Below are 15945 nucleotides of genomic sequence, written 5' to 3'. Positions count from 1 at the left end.
ACCTCCCTTTCGTAGCCTGGACCTACACCCTTCGTCCGGTCATCTGCCATGTCCTCTGCACCCACCGCTCACCTCTGGCACGTCGCCATTCCGCTGCTGGTACTCGAAGCGGCGCTGGTGGTGATCTGGAGCTCGGGCTTTATCGGCGCCCGCTTCTCCCTCGATCATGCACCCGCCATGCTGGTAGTGTTCTGGCGCAGCCTGCTGTTCGCGCTGCTGCTGGCGCCCTGGGCGTTACCGCGCCTGCGCCACGCCTCGCCTGCCACCCTGCTGAGCCACGCCGGCATCGGTTTGCTGGCGATGGGCGGTTACCTGGCCGGTGTGGTTCAGGGCATCGCCCTGGGCGTGCCTGCCGGGCTCGCCGCCCTACTGGCCGACCTGCTGCCCATGGGGGTCGCCCTGCTCAGCGTGCTGGTGTTCCAGCAACATCTGGGTTGGCGCACCTGGCTCGGCCTGATCATCGGTCTGACGGGCGTGGTGCTGGTCACCTCGGATGCGCTGGCTTGGGGCGATGCGCAGTTGTGGGTCTATGGTTTACCACTGCTGGGCATGCTCTCGCTGGCGATCGCCACTCTGTGGCAGAAACGCACCAAGGCCACATCGTCGCTCGACCTGCTCGGCAACCTGTGGCTGCAGTGCTGCATCTGTTGCGTGCCGTTTGCGCTGCTGGCCGCAATGGACGGCAGCCTGATGCCGCTGCCCTCCACTGGTTTCGCCCTGAGCGTGCTGTGGACGAGCATTTCCACCACCGGCGGCTACGGCTTGTACTGGCTGTGCCTGAAGCGCTCGACGCCAACCCGGGTGGCCAGCGTGCTGTACCTGAGCCCGGCAGTGACCCTGGTGTGGGCCTGGGCGATGTTCGGTGAGCCGCTGTCCTGGCTGATGGGCCTGGGCACGGTGATTTCTGGAGTGGGTATCTGGCTGGTGGTGCGTAGCGAACCGGGACAACGCGATGACGGGCCTGCCGCGGCGGACCCGTCATCTGCGTCGCTCAAAGCAGCTTGTCGAGGGTGATCGGCAACTGGCGGATACGCTTGCCGGTGGCGTGATAGACCGCATTGGCCACTGCCGCAGCGACGCCGACGATACCGATTTCACCAACGCCCTTGGAGCCCAGCGGGTTGACGATCGGGTCGTCCTCGTCGACGAAGATCACCTCGATATCACCGATGTCCGCATGCACCGGCAGGTGATAATCGGCCAGGTTGTGGTTCATGCAGCGACCCAGCTCGTGATCGATCATCGCCTCCTCGTGCAGGGCCATGCCGATACCCCAGACCACACCACCGAGAATCTGGCTGCGCGCGGTCTTGGCATTGATCACCCGGCCAGCGGCAATCGCACTGACCACCCGGGTAACCCGCACGGTGCCCAAGGCCTCATCCACCTGCACCTCGACGAACACCGCCGAGTGGGTGGCGCTGGCATAGCGCTCGCGCAGTTTGCCGGGCTGTGCCTGCACCTCAGCTTCGAGGCTGCCGTGGCGAGCCAGCAGCGTGTCGAGATCTACCGACCGCTCGGTATCCTCGCCCTGCTGCACGCGACCGCCGGCGAAACGCAATGCGCTGGCATCGCTGAAGGGCGCCCCGGGCAGTTGCCGGGCAGCATCGCAGAGCTGTTCAGCCAGCGCCAGACAGGCTTCGCGCACCGCACTGCCGACCGAAGATACGGTGAAGGAGCCGCCCTGCAACGGCGCCTTGGGCAGGCTCGAATCGCCAAGTCGGAACTCGACACGGGCGGGATCCATACCGAGGGTGTCGGCGGCGATCTGAGTCATGACCGTGGCAGTGCCAGGGCCGATGTCGCAGGTCGCGCTGGCGACGATCAGACGACCATCGGAGGTCAGCGTGGCGCGGGCACTGGCCGGCATCTGCATGGCTTCCCACACCCCGGTGGCCATGCCGTAGCCGATCAGTTGATTACCCACGCGCATGCTGCGCGGTTGCGGGCTGCGCTTGCTCCAGCCGAAAGCGTCGGCGCCCTGTTGGTAGCAGGCACGCAGCTCCTTGCTGGAGTATGGCTTGCCTTCGTTCTGGTTGGTTTCCGCGTAGTTGGTCAGGCGCAGTTGCACGGGGTCGACGCCAGCCGCCCAGGCCAGTTCGTCCATGGCCGATTCCAGGGCGAACAGCCCTGTCGCGGCGCCAGGCGCGCGCATGTCCAGCGGGGTGTAAACGTCCAGTGGCGCCAAACGATAGGCCAGGCGCAGATGGTCGCAGTGGTAGAGCATGCCCGACCACTCGGCGACGTGTTCGGTGAAGTCTTCGAAGCGCGAGGTCTGGCCGATCACTTCGTGCACCAGCCCCTGCAGCCTGCCGTCGGCGGCTGCGCCCAGTTGCAGCCGCTGCACGGTACGGGGGCGATAGCCGAAGGTGAACATCTGCTGGCGGGTGAGCGTGACACGTACCGATTGCTGCAAGGTCAAGGCCGCCATGGCCGCCAGTGGCAACTGATACTGCGGGCGCAGCCCCGAACCGAACGCGCCGCCAACGAAGGACGACAGAATACGCACCCGCGCAGGGTCGAGCTTGAGCACGCTGGCCAGGTACTGCTGGCTGTTCTGCGGCCCCTGGGTCTTGTCGTGCACCAGCAAGCTACCGTCGGCCTGGTAGATCACCGTCGAGGCATGGGGCTCCATGGGGTGGTGATACTCGTTGGGTAGCTCGTATTCGAGCTCCAGGCGCAGCGGTGCACCCGCGATGATCGCATCGGCGTCGCCACGACGCTCCGGCAGTTCGGCCGGCGCTGCATGGGCACTGTCGAGCACCTGCAGAAGGTCCGTGGCATGAGGCTGCTGCTGGTACTCGATGCGCACCAGCGAAGCGGCATGGCGAGCGAGCTCCAGACTGTCGGCGACCACCAGTGCCACGGGCTGGCCGCTGTAGCGCACGCGCGCGTTGAACAGCGGACGAAAGGGCGAGCCGTCGGCCGCGTCGTCGTCTTCATAACTCTCATCGTCCTGCGCCATTGGCGGACGATTTTCATGGCTGAGCACCCGTTTGACCCCAGGCAGAGCCTCGGCTGCCGAGGCATCGATGCGGGTGATGCGGCCGCGTGCGATCACGCTGCAGATCACGCTGCCTTGCAGCAGATCATCGGCGGGATATTCAGCCGCATAACGGGCCTGGCCACTGACCTTCAGCGGGCCGTCGACACGGTCGAGGGGTTTGCCGAGCGTAGGCGCGTTCATGGGCGGTCTCCTTCTGCGGCGGTGGTCAGGGCGCGAACGATGGCGCGGCGCGCCAGCTCCACCTTGAAGCCGTTGTGGATCAGCGGCTGAGCATCGCGGAGAAGCAACTCGGCGGCCGCCTCGAAGTGCTCGTTGCTGGCGGTCAGGCCGACCAGGCTGTCCTCCACCTCGATGCGCCGCCAGGGTTTGTGCGCAACCCCGCCCAGGGCCAGGCGCGCCTGGCGGATCTGCCCATCGGCATCGAACTTCAGCGCCGCCGCCACCGATACCAGGGCGAAGGCGAACGAGGCCCGATCACGCAACTTGAGGTAGGCGTGATGGGAGGCGAAACCCTCGGCCGGCAACTCGATGGCCAGGATCAGCTCACCCGCCTCCAGCACGGTGTCCTGCTGTGGGGTATCGCCCGGCAGGCGATGGAAGTCGGCGAAGGGCACGCGGCGCTCGCCGCCAGGGCCGATGATCACCACCTGAGCGTCGAGCGCGGCGAGCGCCACGCAGAAGTCCGAGGGGTGCACCGCCACGCAGTGCTCACTGGCACCGAATAGCGCGTGGTAGCGGTTGAGGCCCTCGCGCGCCGGGCAACCACTGCCGGGCTCGCGCTTGTTGCACGGCACCTGGCTGTCGTAGAAGTAATGGCAGCGGGTACGCTGCAGCAGGTTGCCGCCGGCACTGGCCATGTTGCGCAACTGCGGCGAGGCACCGGACAACAGCGCCTGGCTGAGCAGCGGATAGCGACCCTCCACCTCCGGGTGCCAGGCCAGATCGGCATTGCTGACCAGCGCTCCGATGCGCAGGCCACCATCGGCGGTGGCCACCACATCGCGCAGGGGCAAGGCATTGATGTCGATCAGCCGCTTGGGCCGCACCAGGTTTTCCTTCATCAGGTCGACGATGTTGGTGCCACCGGCGATGAACAGGCTGTCCGGCCCGGCCAGGCGCACGGCTTCGTCGATGCCCTGGGGTTTGCTGTAGGCGAAAGGCGTCATGGGCGCACCGCCTTTTCACAGGCCGGCAAGGCTTCTTCGATGGCGGCGACGATGTTGCTGTAGGCACCGCAACGGCAGAGGTTGCCGCTCATCCGCTCGCGAATGTCAGCGGCATCGTCGATGCGCCCTTCAGCCGCCAGCCCGACCGCCGAACAGATCTGTCCGGGCGTGCAGTAGCCGCACTGGAAGGCATCGTGTTTGACGAAAGCGCGCTGCATCGGGTGCAGTTCACCGTTTTGCGCCAGACCTTCGATGGTCGTCAGTTCATGACCGTCGAGCATCACCGCCAGGGTCAGGCAGGCGTTGACCCTGCGGCCGTCGAGCAGCACCGTGCAGGCACCGCACTGACCGTGATCACAGCCCTTCTTGGTGCCGATCAGGTCGAGTTCTTCACGCAGCAGATCGAGGGCCGTGATCCACGGATACACCTCGATGTTGAGGGGGCTGCCGTTCAACGACAGGGAAATCGCACGGCGTTGTGAGCCGTCAGTGATGGTCTCGCTCATGGGGCTACCTCGGTTCGCTCGGATGTCTGGTGCATCCGTTCAGAATCTGAGGTAGGTGCCGGTAAAAACGTTCAGGTTGGATCGAGACCGCAGAGCGGTTCGCTCAAGAACCTGTTCACGATCTTTCTAGGCGACAGTAGAGAGACTGCTACAAGGCGTTAGCGGTCATCGGCGCAGTATCTGTGGGAGCGGGCGGGGACGCCCAGTCCATGCCCGCGATTTTTCGCGCGCATGGCGCGCTCCCACAATGGATCGGCGAACGGCTGCTTTCGCCCCACTTTGCAGCTAAAGCGCTGAAGTCGAGCCGAAAGATCGTGAACAGGTTCTAAGGCGTGAGTTTCTTCAGCGGGTAAATGTCGTAACGGCTGGACTTACCCTCCAGTGCATAACCTGGTTTCGCCCCCTCGATGATCGGCGCCTTGCGTGGGCGTTTGACCACCACGCGGTGGCTGGCGAGTTCGAGGGCCGCTTCCAGCAACGCCGGAGCATCCGGATCGTCTCCAACGAAAGGCCTGAACAGGCGCATCTCCTTCTTCACCAGTGCGCTCTTGTCGCGATGGGGAAACATCGGGTCTAGGTAGATCACCTGAGGCGCTTGCTCTTGCCAGTCGGCCATGATGGAAATGGCGTTGCCCTGCAGCAGACGCATGCGCGCGACGATGGCCGCCACCTCGGCATCGGCGGCAGCCCGCAGCAGGCCGTCCTCGAGCAGCGCGCCGATCAGCGGCTGGCGCTCGATCAGGCTGACGGTGCAACCGAGGCTGGCGAGCACGAAGGCATCGCGTCCGAGACCAGCGGTGGCATCCAGCATCCGGGGCCGGATGCCCGGCTGGATGCCCACGGCCTTGGCGATCATCTGCCCGGCACCACCCCCGAACTGACGCCGGTGCGCGACCGCGCCCTCGACGAAATCCACCCGCACCGGCCCCGGCGCCTGAGGGCCAAGTTCGACCAGTTGCAAGCCGGCTTCGCCCAGCTGCAGCGCGAACTCGGCCTCCCCCTCCACCGGCAACCCGAGGCGCTGCGCCCACTGTTGCGCTGCTTCATGCAGGTGCGGGGCGAGGGCCTCCATGCGGATACGCGCGGCGGGCTGTCTTTCACTCATTGCGGATCGTCCATCGATAACGGTAAAGGGCTCAATGTGGGCCTTGATCGGCCGATAGCCTGTCTATGCGATAGTTTGCCAGAGCCCGCCGCCTGATGTTCGATGTCATCTCCCGTATTCCCGGTGATACCCGGGTCGCGTCTCAGAAAGCCGGTACACCCTCGAGTGCCAGCTCGGCGCTGTACGACCAGATTCTGCGCAGCGTGCTGTTGTCGATGGAAAGCCCTGCCAATAGCACGCTCCCGCTCCCCGCGCCGGCAGCGGCGGATGAGGCCCCGGTACAAGGCATTCGCACCCTCGAAGATGTGATGATGCAGCGCCAGTTCGTCTGTTCGGTGCACGACACCGACAGTGCCCTCACCCTCGATCAGCTGGCCCTGCAACCGCAGTCCCTGACAACGCTTGATGAAAGCGAACGGAGCAAGACCAACGCGTTGCTCGCGGAATCACTGAATCCCTGGGAACTGCTGCTCGGCCGTCTGACGCTGCAACAACGCCTGGCCGTCTGAGCGCTCAGCGGCACATCCGAAACATGCCCATATCCAGATGGAAGTGGTCGCGGTGAGCCGCGTTGTAGTCGGGGCCCAGGGTGGTGTTGAAGCTCGCGCAGGCAGCCTTCTGTACCTGGCGCAGAAACAGCGATTTGTCATCGCTGCCGGGCCAATCACGCAGCACGCTGATGCGGCTGCCATCGGCCAGGCGGAAGCCGACGATATCCAGGGCATTGGCCGAAGCGTGCTGGCTTCGCCGCTGACTGCCGGCGATGGTGCGGCAGGCGAAGCTGCCGACATGGTCGATCTGGGTGACGCGCTGGCCGAACACCTCCTGCGCCGCCGGCTGCAAACCGTGCCGCTCGAACAGGGCGAATGCCGCCGCCACCGGGCAGGTGGCGATGAAACTGCTGCTCAAGCGTACATCGCTGCCCTGCACGCGCACCGTGTTGGTCAGCGGGCAGTCGGCCGCAGGTGTGCTGTCGGCCAACGCCACATAGCGCAGCGACGAGGTATCCAGCACCGTGCGGCACAGCGCCGGATCGCCCTGCAGGCGTCCAAGCTTGTAGCCGGTCAGCCAGTTCGGCGCATCGCGCAGGTCCAGCGGTGCCCAGGGGTTCCAGCGTGGCGGCACGTCGATCCACTGCCGGTACAGCGCCAGCGGCCCGCCCACCATGACGAGCAACAGCAACGCGATCAGAAAATTGCGCATGCTCAGCCGCGAAACAGATCATTGATTCGGTCGAACGACACCGCTTGCTGGGCACCACGCAGATCGCCGCCGTCGGCAAGCCCCGTGGCGGCTTGCAGAAAGGCGCCATAAGCCACCCGCGCCAGGTTGGAGCCGAGGCTCACGCGCTTGACGCCGAGCTCGGCCAATTCGTCCAGCGACAGGTTCAGGCTTGGCGAGCCGACCAGCACGTTGACAGGTCTTGGCGCGACCGCCTGCACCACCGCGCTGATCTCCTCGCGACTTGTCAGACCCGGCGCATAGAGCACGTCGGCTCCCGCCTCGGCGTAGGCCACCAGACGGCGGATGGTGTCGTCCAGATCCGCGCGGCCGTGCAGGTAGTTCTCTGCCCGCGCGGTCAGGGTGAAGGCAAAGCCCAGGCTACGAGCAGCGGCGACCGCGGCATGGATGCGCTCCACTGCCAGCTCGAACGCATAGATGGGGGCATCGGCGCGCCCGGTGGCGTCCTCGATGGAGCCACCGACCAGGCCGACCGCTGCCGCCAGACGCAGGGTCTCGGCACAGTCCTGGGGGCTGTCGCCGTAACCGTTTTCCAGATCCGCGGCCACCGGCAGGGCCGTGGCGGCGACGATATCCCGGGCATTGGCCAGGGCTTCGTCACGGGATATCGCGCCTTCCGCGTCACGCCAGCCCAGAGAAAACGCCAACCCGGCGCTGGTGGTGGCCAGCGCCTGGAAGCCGAGGCTGGCGAGCATCTTCGCCGAGCCGGCATCCCAGGGGTTGGGCAGCACCAGCAGACCATCCTGTCGATGCAACTGACTGAAGCGTTCGCCGAGGCGCTGTTGTGCGGACATGCTGGAACTCCCTGAAATCTGGCCGATGTGCTCGGGTCAGCTCGCAGGGTATCGGAGTTTTCCAGCCGTGGAGAAATTCACTATTTTGCCAACGGAACGAGAGTGGGTTTTTTCAACCTTGCGGTCGCATGCCCTGAGACAGGCCCAACACCAACCAGAGCAGATTCTGACTGGCCTGCGCCTGGGCCGCCGAGGTGCGTTTGAGATCGGGGTTGGCACAATAGCTGCGCCCATGGCTGCTCACCACGCCATGGCCAGGTTCGTACCAGGAAGCAGCCGCTGCCACCGATACACTGAGCGCCGCCACAAGGAACAAACCTCGCGCTATTTCTAATCTCATGAGTGCAACCTCTTGATGGCGCTGCAAACGCCGTCTGCTAACACTAGATCACGATAAGCAGTTGCAACTTTTCTCAAGACGAACGGTATACCGCCATGGCGGTCGCCAGAAACTACAGATAAAAAAACCCCGCGGCAAGCGCGGGGTTTCTCGTTACTGCAGGTGCCGGGTGGCTTACATCATGCCGCCCATGCCACCCATGCCGCCCATGTCAGGCATGGCCGGAGCGCCTTTGTCGTCAGGCACTTCAGCGATCATCGCCTCGGTGGTGATCATCAGGCTACCGATGGACGCAGCAGCTTGCAGCGCGGAACGGGTGACCTTGGCCGGATCGAGAATGCCCATCTCGATCATGTCGCCGTAGACGCCAGTTGCAGCGTTGTAGCCGTAGTTGCCCGAACCCTGCTTGACCTTGTCGACCACGACGCTCGGCTCGTCACCGGCGTTGGCAACGATCTGACGCAGCGGCGCTTCGACAGCGCGACGCAGCAGAGCGATACCGACGTTCTGGTCTTCGTTGTCGCCCTTGAGCTCGGAGATCGACTGCAGCGCGCGCACCAGGGCAACGCCACCGCCAGGCACCACACCTTCTTCGACGGCTGCGCGGGTAGCGTGCAGGGCGTCTTCAACGCGGGCTTTCTTCTCTTTCATCTCGACTTCGGTACCGGCACCGACCTTGATCACGGCAACACCGCCAGCCAGTTTGGCCAGACGCTCTTGCAGTTTCTCTTTGTCGTAGTCGGACGAAGTGTCTTCGACCTGCTTGCGAATCTGCGCAACGCGCGATTCGATGTCGGCTTGCTGGCCAGCGCCGTCGATGACGGTGGTGTTTTCCTTGTTCAGGACAACGCGCTTGGCTTGACCCAGGTGCTCCAGAGTGGCGCTTTCCAGGCTCAGACCGACTTCTTCGGAAATCACGGTACCGCCAGTCAGGATGGCGATGTCTTGCAGCATGGCCTTGCGGCGATCACCGAAGCCCGGCGCCTTGACGGCAGCGACCTTGACGATGCCGCGCATGTTGTTGACGACCAGGGTAGCCAGCGCTTCGCCTTCGACGTCTTCAGCAACGATCAGCAGCGGACGACCAGCTTTGGCGACAGCTTCCAGCACCGGCAGCATTTCGCGGATGTTGGAGATCTTCTTGTCGACCAGCAGGATCAGCGGGCTGTCCAGCTCGGCAACCATGGTGTCCGGCTTGTTGATGAAGTAAGGGGACAGGTAGCCACGGTCGAACTGCATGCCTTCGACGACGGACAGTTCGTTTTCCAGGCCAGAGCCTTCTTCAACGGTGATCACGCCTTCTTTACCGACTTTTTCCATGGCTTCGGCAATGATGTCGCCGATGGAGTTGTCGGAGTTGGCCGAAATGGTACCGACCTGAGCGATTGCCTTGGTGTCAGCGCAAGGCTTGGACAGGTTCTTCAGCTCTTTGACGATGGCGATGGTGGCTTTGTCGATACCACGCTTGAGGTCCATCGGGTTCATGCCGGCAGCGACGGCTTTCAGGCCTTCGTTGACGATGGCCTGAGCCAGAACGGTAGCGGTGGTGGTGCCGTCACCGGCAGCGTCGTTGGCCTTGGACGCAACGTCCTTGACCAGCTGAGCGCCCATGTTCTCGAAGCGATCTTTCAGCTCGATTTCTTTGGCGACGGAAACGCCGTCCTTGGTGATGGTCGGAGCGCCGAAGCTCTTTTCCAGAACCACGTTGCGGCCTTTCGGGCCCAGAGTCGCTTTGACGGCATCAGCCAGGACGTTCACACCGGCGAGCATTTTCTTGCGGGCGGAGTCGCCGAACTTAACTTCTTTAGCAGCCATGGAAATTGATCCTCAATTCTTGACGGTTAAACGGAGATTCGCGGGAAATCAGGCTTCGACAACAGCGAGGATTTCGTTCTCGCTCATCACCAGCAGGTCTTCGCCGTCGACTTTGACAGTGTTGCTACCCGAGTAAGGGCCGAAAACCACTTTGTCACCGACCTTGACGGCCAGTGCACGGACTTCACCGCTATCCAGAACGCGGCCAGTGCCAACAGCAACGATTTCGCCCTGATTCGGCTTCTCAGCGGCCGAGCCCGGCAGCACGATACCGCCAGCGGTTTTGGTTTCTTCTTCGCTGCGACGGATCACGACGCGGTCATGCAAAGGACGAAGCTTCATTGTCGATCTCTCCCAATAGTTGTTGACTTCAACCGGTGTTCTCACCGGCAGGATCATGGCGCTGCGCACTACACGTAACGCCGAAATATGTTTCAGCGCAGATACGCTGAAAAACCTTGCGGTGACCGCTACATAAGGTCGAACAAGAGCAATTCAAGGGTGCGGGGTGAATTTTTTTCCCGCCTGGGGAACGAAAATCGTCCGTGCGAAAACGGCGAGCCCCGAACTGGCGTGGCCAGATCGGGGCTCGCTTGCAGCGAAACCGGGCTCGGTCAGTCGCGGCGTTCGTACTCGCCTTCGAGCACGTTCGGACGATGGCCACCGGAGCCCGGCTGGCCATTGCGCGCAGCCAGGTCGTCGGCGAAGGCGCGCTGACGCTCGGCCTGCTCGGCGGCCCGGCGACGCACGCGTTCGACCAGCTTGCGACGGGTGAACGGCAGCAGACACAGCAGGCCGATGACATCGGTGATGAAGCCCGGGAGCAGCAGCAGACCGCCACCAACCGCCATCATCAAGCCCTGCAGAACCTCCTGGTCGGGCATTTCACCACGGGCCAGCCTTTCGCGGGCACGCCAGGCAGTCGTGATGCCGGCAATACGCAGCATCAGGCCACCGAAGATCGACGTCGCGATCACCAAGGCAATGGTCGGCAGCACGCCAATGGCACTGCCCACCGAAATAAGCACTGCCAGTTCCAGAATCGGGAACAGCAGGAACAACAACATGAAAATGCGCATCGCGGTTTCCTTGACGGAAGAACGACTTCCAGTAGGAGGTAAGTATGGGGTGTTGCGCTTAATTCAAGCTGAAGTCTCGAATTGCTCTGGCCACGTGTCGGCCCGCGCCAGGCGCACCAAGGCTTCGCGCACCTCCCCGGCAGTGTTACAGGATATTGGAAAGGCCAGCCAGTAGAGGCTGTGGCCTATACGCAGGTGAAATCCCTCACTGTCGATACCCACCATCCGCGCAGGTTCCGTAGCGGGCAGCCCGCTCAGGGCGACGTAATGCGCAATGGCGTCGGCATGGTCGCTGTTCATGTGTTCGAGCATGCGCAGCTCGGTGTCACCGGCGAAGTGGTTATCCAGCGCCACCTGATCGAGCCAGTGAATCGCGCCGAAACCGCCGATGTAACGCCAGCGTACGGGCTGCAAGCGCCAGAAATCGAAGTCGTGGGCACTGTGATAACCGCGTGATTCGGGAAAGTACCGGTAATAGCGCTCGGCGGCCGCTTCGATATCGGCAGCCTCATGGAGCGTCTTCGCTTCGGCCAGCAGGGTCAGACGCCCCACCGCCTGAACGTCTTCGGCACCGCGCTCCCCGACCAACAGCGAGCACTTCGCGTCCGCCTTGAGGTTATGGGTGTGCTGGGCAATGCGGCTGATCAGGATCAGCGGCCAACCCTGAGCATCCAGGCAGTAGGGCACCACCGAGCCGAAAGGAAAGCCGGGCATCGCTCTGGAGTGAGTGGACAACGCGCCACGGTACTCCCCGAGCAGCAACTCCCGGGCCTGGCGATTGGCTTGCACACTCATATCAAGACTCCCGACGGACGCAGACAAGCGCTTAGGATAATCGCTACAGTGCGGTAACGGCATCCCGCCAAACTGATTCGAAGGGGATTGGCATGCAACTCGAAGACAAGGTCATCATCATCACCGGCGGCGGTCAGGGCCTTGGCCGGGCCATGGCCGAGTACCTCGCCGAGAAACGGGTGCGTCTGGCCCTGGTCGATCTCAACCAGGAGAAACTCGATGACACCGCAGCGGCCTGCCGGGCGCTGGGCGTTCAGGCCCGCACCTATCTGTGCAACGTGGCCAGTGAAGAGCAGGTCACCCAGACCATCGCCCAGATCGCCGAAGACTTCGGCTCGATCAATGGCCTGGTCAACAACGCCGGGATTCTGCGCGACGGCCTGACCATCAAGGTCAAGGACGGCGAAATGAGCAAGATGAGCCTGGCACAGTGGCAGTCGGTGATCGACGTGAACCTGACCGGCGTGTTCCTGTGCACGCGGGAAGTGGCGGCGAAGATGATCGAACTGCAGAACGAAGGGGCGATTATCAACATTTCATCGGTTTCCCGGGCCGGCAACGTCGGTCAGGCCAACTACTCGGCCGCCAAGGCCGGCGTCGCCGCCGACACCGTGGTCTGGGCCCGCGAGCTGGCCCGTTATGGCATCCGTGTGGCGGGGGTGGCGCCGGGTTTCATCGAAACCGACATGGTCGCCAGCATGAAACCCGAAGTACTGGAGCGCATGACGGCGGTCATTCCGCTCAAGCGCCTGGGCAAGCCTCGGGAAATTGCCCATTCGGTGGCCTACCTGCTGGAAAACGACTACTTCACCGGGCGCATTCTCGAGCTCGATGGTGGCGTTCGCCTGTAATAGCCATGGCCCACGAAAAAGCCCTGCATAATGCAGGGCTTTTTTGCATGCGGCACTTGGGGCGGATTACCAACCTACCCCGAAACCAACGGTGTAGCGGGTCTCGTCCTTGTCGCCTTCCGAACCGCTGACCTGATCCTTCGAGGCCTTCATGTTCAGGGATGCCCAGTCGGTGACCTTGTAACGCAGGCCCACTTCGGCATCCAGGGAGTAGTCGGCGGCGCTGGCCAGCGGCTTGCCCAGCTCACCGGTGCTGAACAGCTCGAAGGTCTTGCCGATCAGGTAACGGTTGTAATCCCAGCGCATGCTGATGGCGTAGAAATTGTCTTTCTCGCCATTGGAGTATTCGTAGTCGGAACGGTTGAGCAGCCCGGCAACGGAGAACGCGCCCAGCTCGTTGTCCCAGAACTGGTAACCCGGACCGGTACCGATGGTGCGCTGACGCTCCAGATCTTCGATCTTGTCGCGCTTGTACTCCAGACGCCCCTGCCAGAACCATTGCTCGTCGAGGAAGCGGTCCAGGGCGTACTCGGTGCCCCAGTTGTCGGTGCTGACCACGTCGTTGCGAAGCTCGCGGTTGTAGTCCAGCGTGGCGTTGTGGCGCCATTTGCCATGCCGCGCCTGGGTCTTCACATCGATGTCGTAGTCATCGGTGTCGCTCTCGGCGCGCTTGTAATCCATGGCCACGTCGACGTTGCCCTTCCACATGAAGTCTTCGACGAAGGGCTTGGGCTTCATGATCTGCTTGATGCTCGCCAGCTCGACGGTCTTCGGCGCATCGCCGTTGGCGAGGGTGACCTTGCCAGCGTCGGAGGCCTGCAGCGACTTGGCCCGCTCGCCAGTGATGTCGTTCTCCTTGACCAGCAACTCCTGTTCGCTGTCGAGTGTCGCGATCTTTTTCCAGTCCAGAGGAATGGAACCACCGTAATCGGTTTCCAGAAGCAGCTTGCCGCCATCGAGAACCTTGATGGTTCCGGTCAGACGGTCACCGTTCTTCATCCAGACGGTATCGGCCATCAGCGGCATCGCCGCCGTACTGAGGCTCAGGCACAACAGAGTTCGAGTAAACATAAGCGGATGCTGGTGCTCCGGTTCGCGATAAATCGGGCATTATCCGCATACCCGTTATATGAGCAAGAAATGACCGACGGAATTCACGCGAGTTCACGATGGGGCGCAGAAAATGCCGCGCCAGGCGGTCACGCCCCCAGGAGCCAGCCATGGCCAAACGACAAGCGGATTACAGCATGCCACTGGCCGATGCGGATCAGCAGGCTCGCCGCGATGCCCTGTACCTGGCACTCGCTCAGGTACCCACCGGCAAGGTGGTCACTTATGGTCAATTGGCGGACCTCGCCGGGCTGGGTCGCGCCGCCCGTTGGGTGGGCCGTACGCTGAGCCAGCTGCCTGACGGCACCGTCCTGCCCTGGCACCGGGTAGTCGCCGCAGGGGGCCGTCTGAGCCTGACGGACGACACGCCAAGCGGTGTTGAACAACGCGCCCGATTGCGCGTCGAAGGGGTGCTATCCCACAATGGTCGGGTGGATATCCGACGTCATGGCTGGCGCCCTCTGGAGCACGAGGCCTGACACCTCGATGCGACCACGGCATGGCTGGCTTGCACTGACCCGACCCTAGCCCCTAGAGTGCGCCATTTGTTCATGTCTTCTCCCTCCAGGCCGACCCCGTTCAATGCATCGTAAAAGCTGGCGCGACGCGATCGCCGCCTATTCCAGTCCTTCGACACTGGTTCTCCTGCTGCTCGGGTTCGCCGCTGGCCTGCCTTACATGCTGGTGTTCTCGACACTTTCCGTGTGGTTGCGCGAAGCAGGCGTGGCGCGGGAAACCATCGGTTTCGCCAGCCTGATCGGCCTGGCCTATGCATTCAAATGGGTGTGGTCGCCATTGCTCGACCAATGGCGCCTGCCACTGCTCGGCAAGTTGGGCAGGCGCCGCTCCTGGCTGGTGCTGTCGCAAATTCTGATCGCCATCGGCCTCGCGGGTATGGCGCTGTGCGATCCGCATACCCACCTGACCTGGCTGATCGCCCTGGCGGTGCTGGTGGCCTTCGCTTCGGCGACCCAGGACATCGCCGTCGATGCCTACCGCCTGGAGATCGTCGACGACACCCGCCAGGCCGCTCTGGCTGCCAGCTACATGGCCGGTTACCGGGTCGCGGCGCTGCTGGCCACCGCCGGCGCGCTTTACGTGGCCGAAGGGCTGGGCTCCACCACCCTGCTTTACCAGCACGCTGCCTGGGCCGGGACCTATCTGCTGTTCGCCCTGCTGATGCTGCCGGGCCTGCTCACCAGCCTGTGGATGAAGGAGCCCGACGTCTCCCTGAAGACCCAGCTGGCAGCCGCCAAGTACGGATTCAGCCACCAGATCGCTTCGGTGCTGGTGCTGATCGTCCTGCTGGTCTCGGTACCGGCCATGTTCACCCAGTTGTACAATACCGACTTCCCCAGCCTGATCACCGGTGAAGCCACCCTGCTGGATCTGCTGCTCGAGGACCGTGCCTTCCTGCGCGCCATCCTCTACACCATCCTCACCTGCCTGTGCCTGTCGACCTTCGGCCGCCGCGGCCTGGCTCCCGTGCTGACTCCGGTCAACGACTTCATCCTGCGCTACCGCTGGCAGGCCTTGCTGCTGCTCGGATTGATCGCCACCTATCGCATGTCCGACACGGTGATGGGCGTAATGGCCAACGTGTTCTACATCGACCAGGGTTTCACCAAGGATCAGATCGCCAGCGTCAGCAAGCTGTTCGGCTTGATCATGACCCTGGTCGGTGCCGGTGCCGGCGGCCTGCTGATCGTGCGCTTCGGCATCATGCCGATCCTCTTCATCGGCGGCGTGGCTTCGGCGGCAACCAACCTGCTGTTCCTGATGCTGGCCGGCATGGGCGCGGATCTGCAGATGCTGATCTTCACCATCTCCGCCGACAACTTCAGCTCGGGGCTGGCCACTGCCGCCTTCGTCGCCTACCTGTCGAGCCTCACCAACCTGAAGTTCTCGGCCACCCAGTACGCCCTGCTCAGCTCGATCATGCTGCTGCTGCCACGCCTGATCGGCGGCTACTCGGGCGTGCTGGTGGAAAAGTACGGCTATGCCGACTTCTTCCTGATCACCGCGCTGATGGGCGTTCCGACCCTGATCCTGATCCTGGTCCAGTGGCACCGCCATGGCGGCCGGCCGATGGCGCCGAGCAGCGAACCCGAGAAGCCCGAAGCCTGACTTCGGCC

Annotated in this window: 17 protein-coding genes; 5 read left to right on the top strand and 12 right to left on the bottom strand. The window is 63.4% G+C overall.

Annotated elements, in window-relative coordinates; translation table 11 throughout:
* Positions 1 to 48: 48 nt before the first annotated feature.
* Positions 49 to 1014, top strand: coding sequence for a DMT family transporter (locus QRN22_RS22095; RefSeq protein WP_042554954.1), 966 nt, complete (start codon positions 49 to 51; stop codon positions 1012 to 1014).
* Here the strand turns inward: QRN22_RS22095 and QRN22_RS22090 are convergent.
* The 4 genes from QRN22_RS22090 to QRN22_RS22075 form a co-directional block, all read right to left on the bottom strand.
* Positions 992 to 3187 carry a xanthine dehydrogenase family protein molybdopterin-binding subunit gene (locus tag QRN22_RS22090; protein WP_042554953.1) on the bottom strand — a complete coding sequence of 732 codons (2196 nt, stop codon included), beginning with the start codon at positions 3185 to 3187 and terminating at the stop codon, positions 992 to 994. The genes QRN22_RS22095 and QRN22_RS22090 overlap by 23 nt on opposite strands.
* A complete protein-coding gene (locus tag QRN22_RS22085) occupies positions 3184 to 4173 on the bottom strand; it encodes an FAD binding domain-containing protein (protein ID WP_042554952.1) in 990 nt (329 codons plus the stop codon). Before QRN22_RS22085 ends, QRN22_RS22090 begins: the two co-directional genes overlap by 4 nt.
* A complete protein-coding gene (locus QRN22_RS22080; protein ID WP_042554951.1) occupies positions 4170 to 4679 on the bottom strand; it encodes a (2Fe-2S)-binding protein in 510 nt (169 codons plus the stop codon). The genes QRN22_RS22085 and QRN22_RS22080 overlap by 4 nt, the downstream gene beginning before the upstream one ends.
* Positions 4680 to 5004: 325 nt before the next feature.
* Positions 5005 to 5751, bottom strand: coding sequence for a class I SAM-dependent methyltransferase (locus QRN22_RS22075; protein ID WP_373565168.1), 747 nt, complete (start codon positions 5749 to 5751; stop codon positions 5005 to 5007).
* A 128-nt stretch (positions 5752 to 5879) separates the two neighbouring features.
* Between QRN22_RS22075 and QRN22_RS22070 the strand changes: the two genes are divergently transcribed.
* A complete protein-coding gene (locus QRN22_RS22070) occupies positions 5880 to 6293 on the top strand; it encodes a hypothetical protein (protein ID WP_042554949.1) in 414 nt (137 codons plus the stop codon).
* A gap of 4 nt (positions 6294 to 6297) precedes the next feature.
* On the opposite strand, the gene QRN22_RS22065 is transcribed toward QRN22_RS22070, so the two are convergent.
* The 7 genes from QRN22_RS22065 to QRN22_RS22035 form a co-directional block, all read right to left on the bottom strand.
* Positions 6298 to 6987, bottom strand: a complete 690-nt coding sequence (locus QRN22_RS22065; RefSeq protein ID WP_042554948.1) for an extensin-like domain-containing protein — start codon at positions 6985 to 6987, stop codon at positions 6298 to 6300.
* A gap of 2 nt (positions 6988 to 6989) precedes the next feature.
* Positions 6990 to 7820, bottom strand: coding sequence for an isocitrate lyase/PEP mutase family protein (locus QRN22_RS22060; protein ID WP_042554947.1), 831 nt, complete (start codon positions 7818 to 7820; stop codon positions 6990 to 6992).
* 112 nt (positions 7821 to 7932) lie between these two features.
* Complete coding sequence (locus QRN22_RS22055) at positions 7933 to 8160, bottom strand: hypothetical protein (RefSeq protein ID WP_042554946.1); 228 nt, start codon at positions 8158 to 8160, stop codon at positions 7933 to 7935.
* 174 nt (positions 8161 to 8334) lie between these two features.
* The gene (groL, locus tag QRN22_RS22050; protein ID WP_042554945.1) at positions 8335 to 9975 is read right to left on the bottom strand and encodes a chaperonin GroEL; all 1641 of its coding nucleotides are present in this window, start codon (positions 9973 to 9975) and stop codon (positions 8335 to 8337) included.
* A 48-nt stretch (positions 9976 to 10023) separates the two neighbouring features.
* Complete coding sequence (locus tag QRN22_RS22045) at positions 10024 to 10317, bottom strand: co-chaperone GroES (protein ID WP_042554944.1); 294 nt, start codon at positions 10315 to 10317, stop codon at positions 10024 to 10026.
* A gap of 272 nt (positions 10318 to 10589) precedes the next feature.
* On the bottom strand, positions 10590 to 11054 hold the full coding sequence (locus QRN22_RS22040) for an FxsA family protein (protein WP_042554943.1): 465 nt from the start codon (positions 11052 to 11054) through the stop codon (positions 10590 to 10592).
* 63 nt (positions 11055 to 11117) lie between these two features.
* Positions 11118 to 11849 carry a HugZ family pyridoxamine 5'-phosphate oxidase gene (locus QRN22_RS22035; protein WP_042554942.1) on the bottom strand — a complete coding sequence of 244 codons (732 nt, stop codon included), beginning with the start codon at positions 11847 to 11849 and terminating at the stop codon, positions 11118 to 11120.
* Between the two features lie 92 nt (positions 11850 to 11941).
* On the opposite strand from QRN22_RS22035, the gene QRN22_RS22030 reads away from it, so the two are divergent.
* Complete coding sequence (locus QRN22_RS22030) at positions 11942 to 12700, top strand: SDR family oxidoreductase (protein ID WP_042554941.1); 759 nt, start codon at positions 11942 to 11944, stop codon at positions 12698 to 12700.
* 66 nt (positions 12701 to 12766) lie between these two features.
* Here the strand turns inward: QRN22_RS22030 and QRN22_RS22025 are convergent, their stop codons facing one another.
* Positions 12767 to 13771, bottom strand: coding sequence for a DUF481 domain-containing protein (locus tag QRN22_RS22025; protein WP_042554940.1), 1005 nt, complete (start codon positions 13769 to 13771; stop codon positions 12767 to 12769).
* Between the two features lie 149 nt (positions 13772 to 13920).
* On the opposite strand from QRN22_RS22025, the gene QRN22_RS22020 reads away from it, so the two are divergent.
* A complete protein-coding gene (locus QRN22_RS22020) occupies positions 13921 to 14289 on the top strand; it encodes an MGMT family protein (RefSeq protein ID WP_042554939.1) in 369 nt (122 codons plus the stop codon).
* Between the two features lie 103 nt (positions 14290 to 14392).
* Complete coding sequence (locus QRN22_RS22015; RefSeq protein ID WP_042554938.1) at positions 14393 to 15937, top strand: AmpG family muropeptide MFS transporter; 1545 nt, start codon at positions 14393 to 14395, stop codon at positions 15935 to 15937.
* The last annotated feature ends 8 nt before the right edge of the window (positions 15938 to 15945 follow it).

Origin of the sequence: Pseudomonas sp. MEJ086 (assembly GCF_030209025.1) — a bacterium.
Taxonomy (GTDB): Bacteria; Pseudomonadota; Gammaproteobacteria; order Pseudomonadales; family Pseudomonadaceae; genus Aquipseudomonas; species Aquipseudomonas fulva_A.
Note: the sequence above shows the minus strand (reverse complement) of the source record. Positions and strands in the feature narration are given on the sequence as shown.

Bases quoted from the DNA above. Each gene is read 5' to 3' on its own strand.
- QRN22_RS22095 (WP_042554954.1), top strand. From the start codon at position 49: ATGTCCTCTGCACCCACCGCTCACCTCTGGCACGTCGCCATTCCGCTG.
- QRN22_RS22090 (WP_042554953.1), bottom strand. From the start codon at position 3,187: ATGAACGCGCCTACGCTCGGCAAACCCCTCGACCGTGTCGACGGCCCG.
- QRN22_RS22085 (WP_042554952.1), bottom strand. From the start codon at position 4,173: ATGACGCCTTTCGCCTACAGCAAACCCCAGGGCATCGACGAAGCCGTG.
- QRN22_RS22080 (WP_042554951.1), bottom strand. From the start codon at position 4,679: ATGAGCGAGACCATCACTGACGGCTCACAACGCCGTGCGATTTCCCTG.
- QRN22_RS22075 (WP_373565168.1), bottom strand. From the start codon at position 5,751: ATGGAGGCCCTCGCCCCGCACCTGCATGAAGCAGCGCAACAGTGGGCG.
- QRN22_RS22070 (WP_042554949.1), top strand. From the start codon at position 5,880: ATGTTCGATGTCATCTCCCGTATTCCCGGTGATACCCGGGTCGCGTCT.
- QRN22_RS22065 (WP_042554948.1), bottom strand. From the start codon at position 6,987: ATGCGCAATTTTCTGATCGCGTTGCTGTTGCTCGTCATGGTGGGCGGG.
- QRN22_RS22060 (WP_042554947.1), bottom strand. From the start codon at position 7,820: ATGTCCGCACAACAGCGCCTCGGCGAACGCTTCAGTCAGTTGCATCGA.
- QRN22_RS22055 (WP_042554946.1), bottom strand. From the start codon at position 8,160: ATGAGATTAGAAATAGCGCGAGGTTTGTTCCTTGTGGCGGCGCTCAGT.
- groL (WP_042554945.1), bottom strand. From the start codon at position 9,975: ATGGCTGCTAAAGAAGTTAAGTTCGGCGACTCCGCCCGCAAGAAAATG.
- QRN22_RS22045 (WP_042554944.1), bottom strand. From the start codon at position 10,317: ATGAAGCTTCGTCCTTTGCATGACCGCGTCGTGATCCGTCGCAGCGAA.
- QRN22_RS22040 (WP_042554943.1), bottom strand. From the start codon at position 11,054: ATGCGCATTTTCATGTTGTTGTTCCTGCTGTTCCCGATTCTGGAACTG.
- QRN22_RS22035 (WP_042554942.1), bottom strand. From the start codon at position 11,849: ATGAGTGTGCAAGCCAATCGCCAGGCCCGGGAGTTGCTGCTCGGGGAG.
- QRN22_RS22030 (WP_042554941.1), top strand. From the start codon at position 11,942: ATGCAACTCGAAGACAAGGTCATCATCATCACCGGCGGCGGTCAGGGC.
- QRN22_RS22025 (WP_042554940.1), bottom strand. From the start codon at position 13,771: ATGTTTACTCGAACTCTGTTGTGCCTGAGCCTCAGTACGGCGGCGATG.
- QRN22_RS22020 (WP_042554939.1), top strand. From the start codon at position 13,921: ATGGCCAAACGACAAGCGGATTACAGCATGCCACTGGCCGATGCGGAT.
- QRN22_RS22015 (WP_042554938.1), top strand. From the start codon at position 14,393: ATGCATCGTAAAAGCTGGCGCGACGCGATCGCCGCCTATTCCAGTCCT.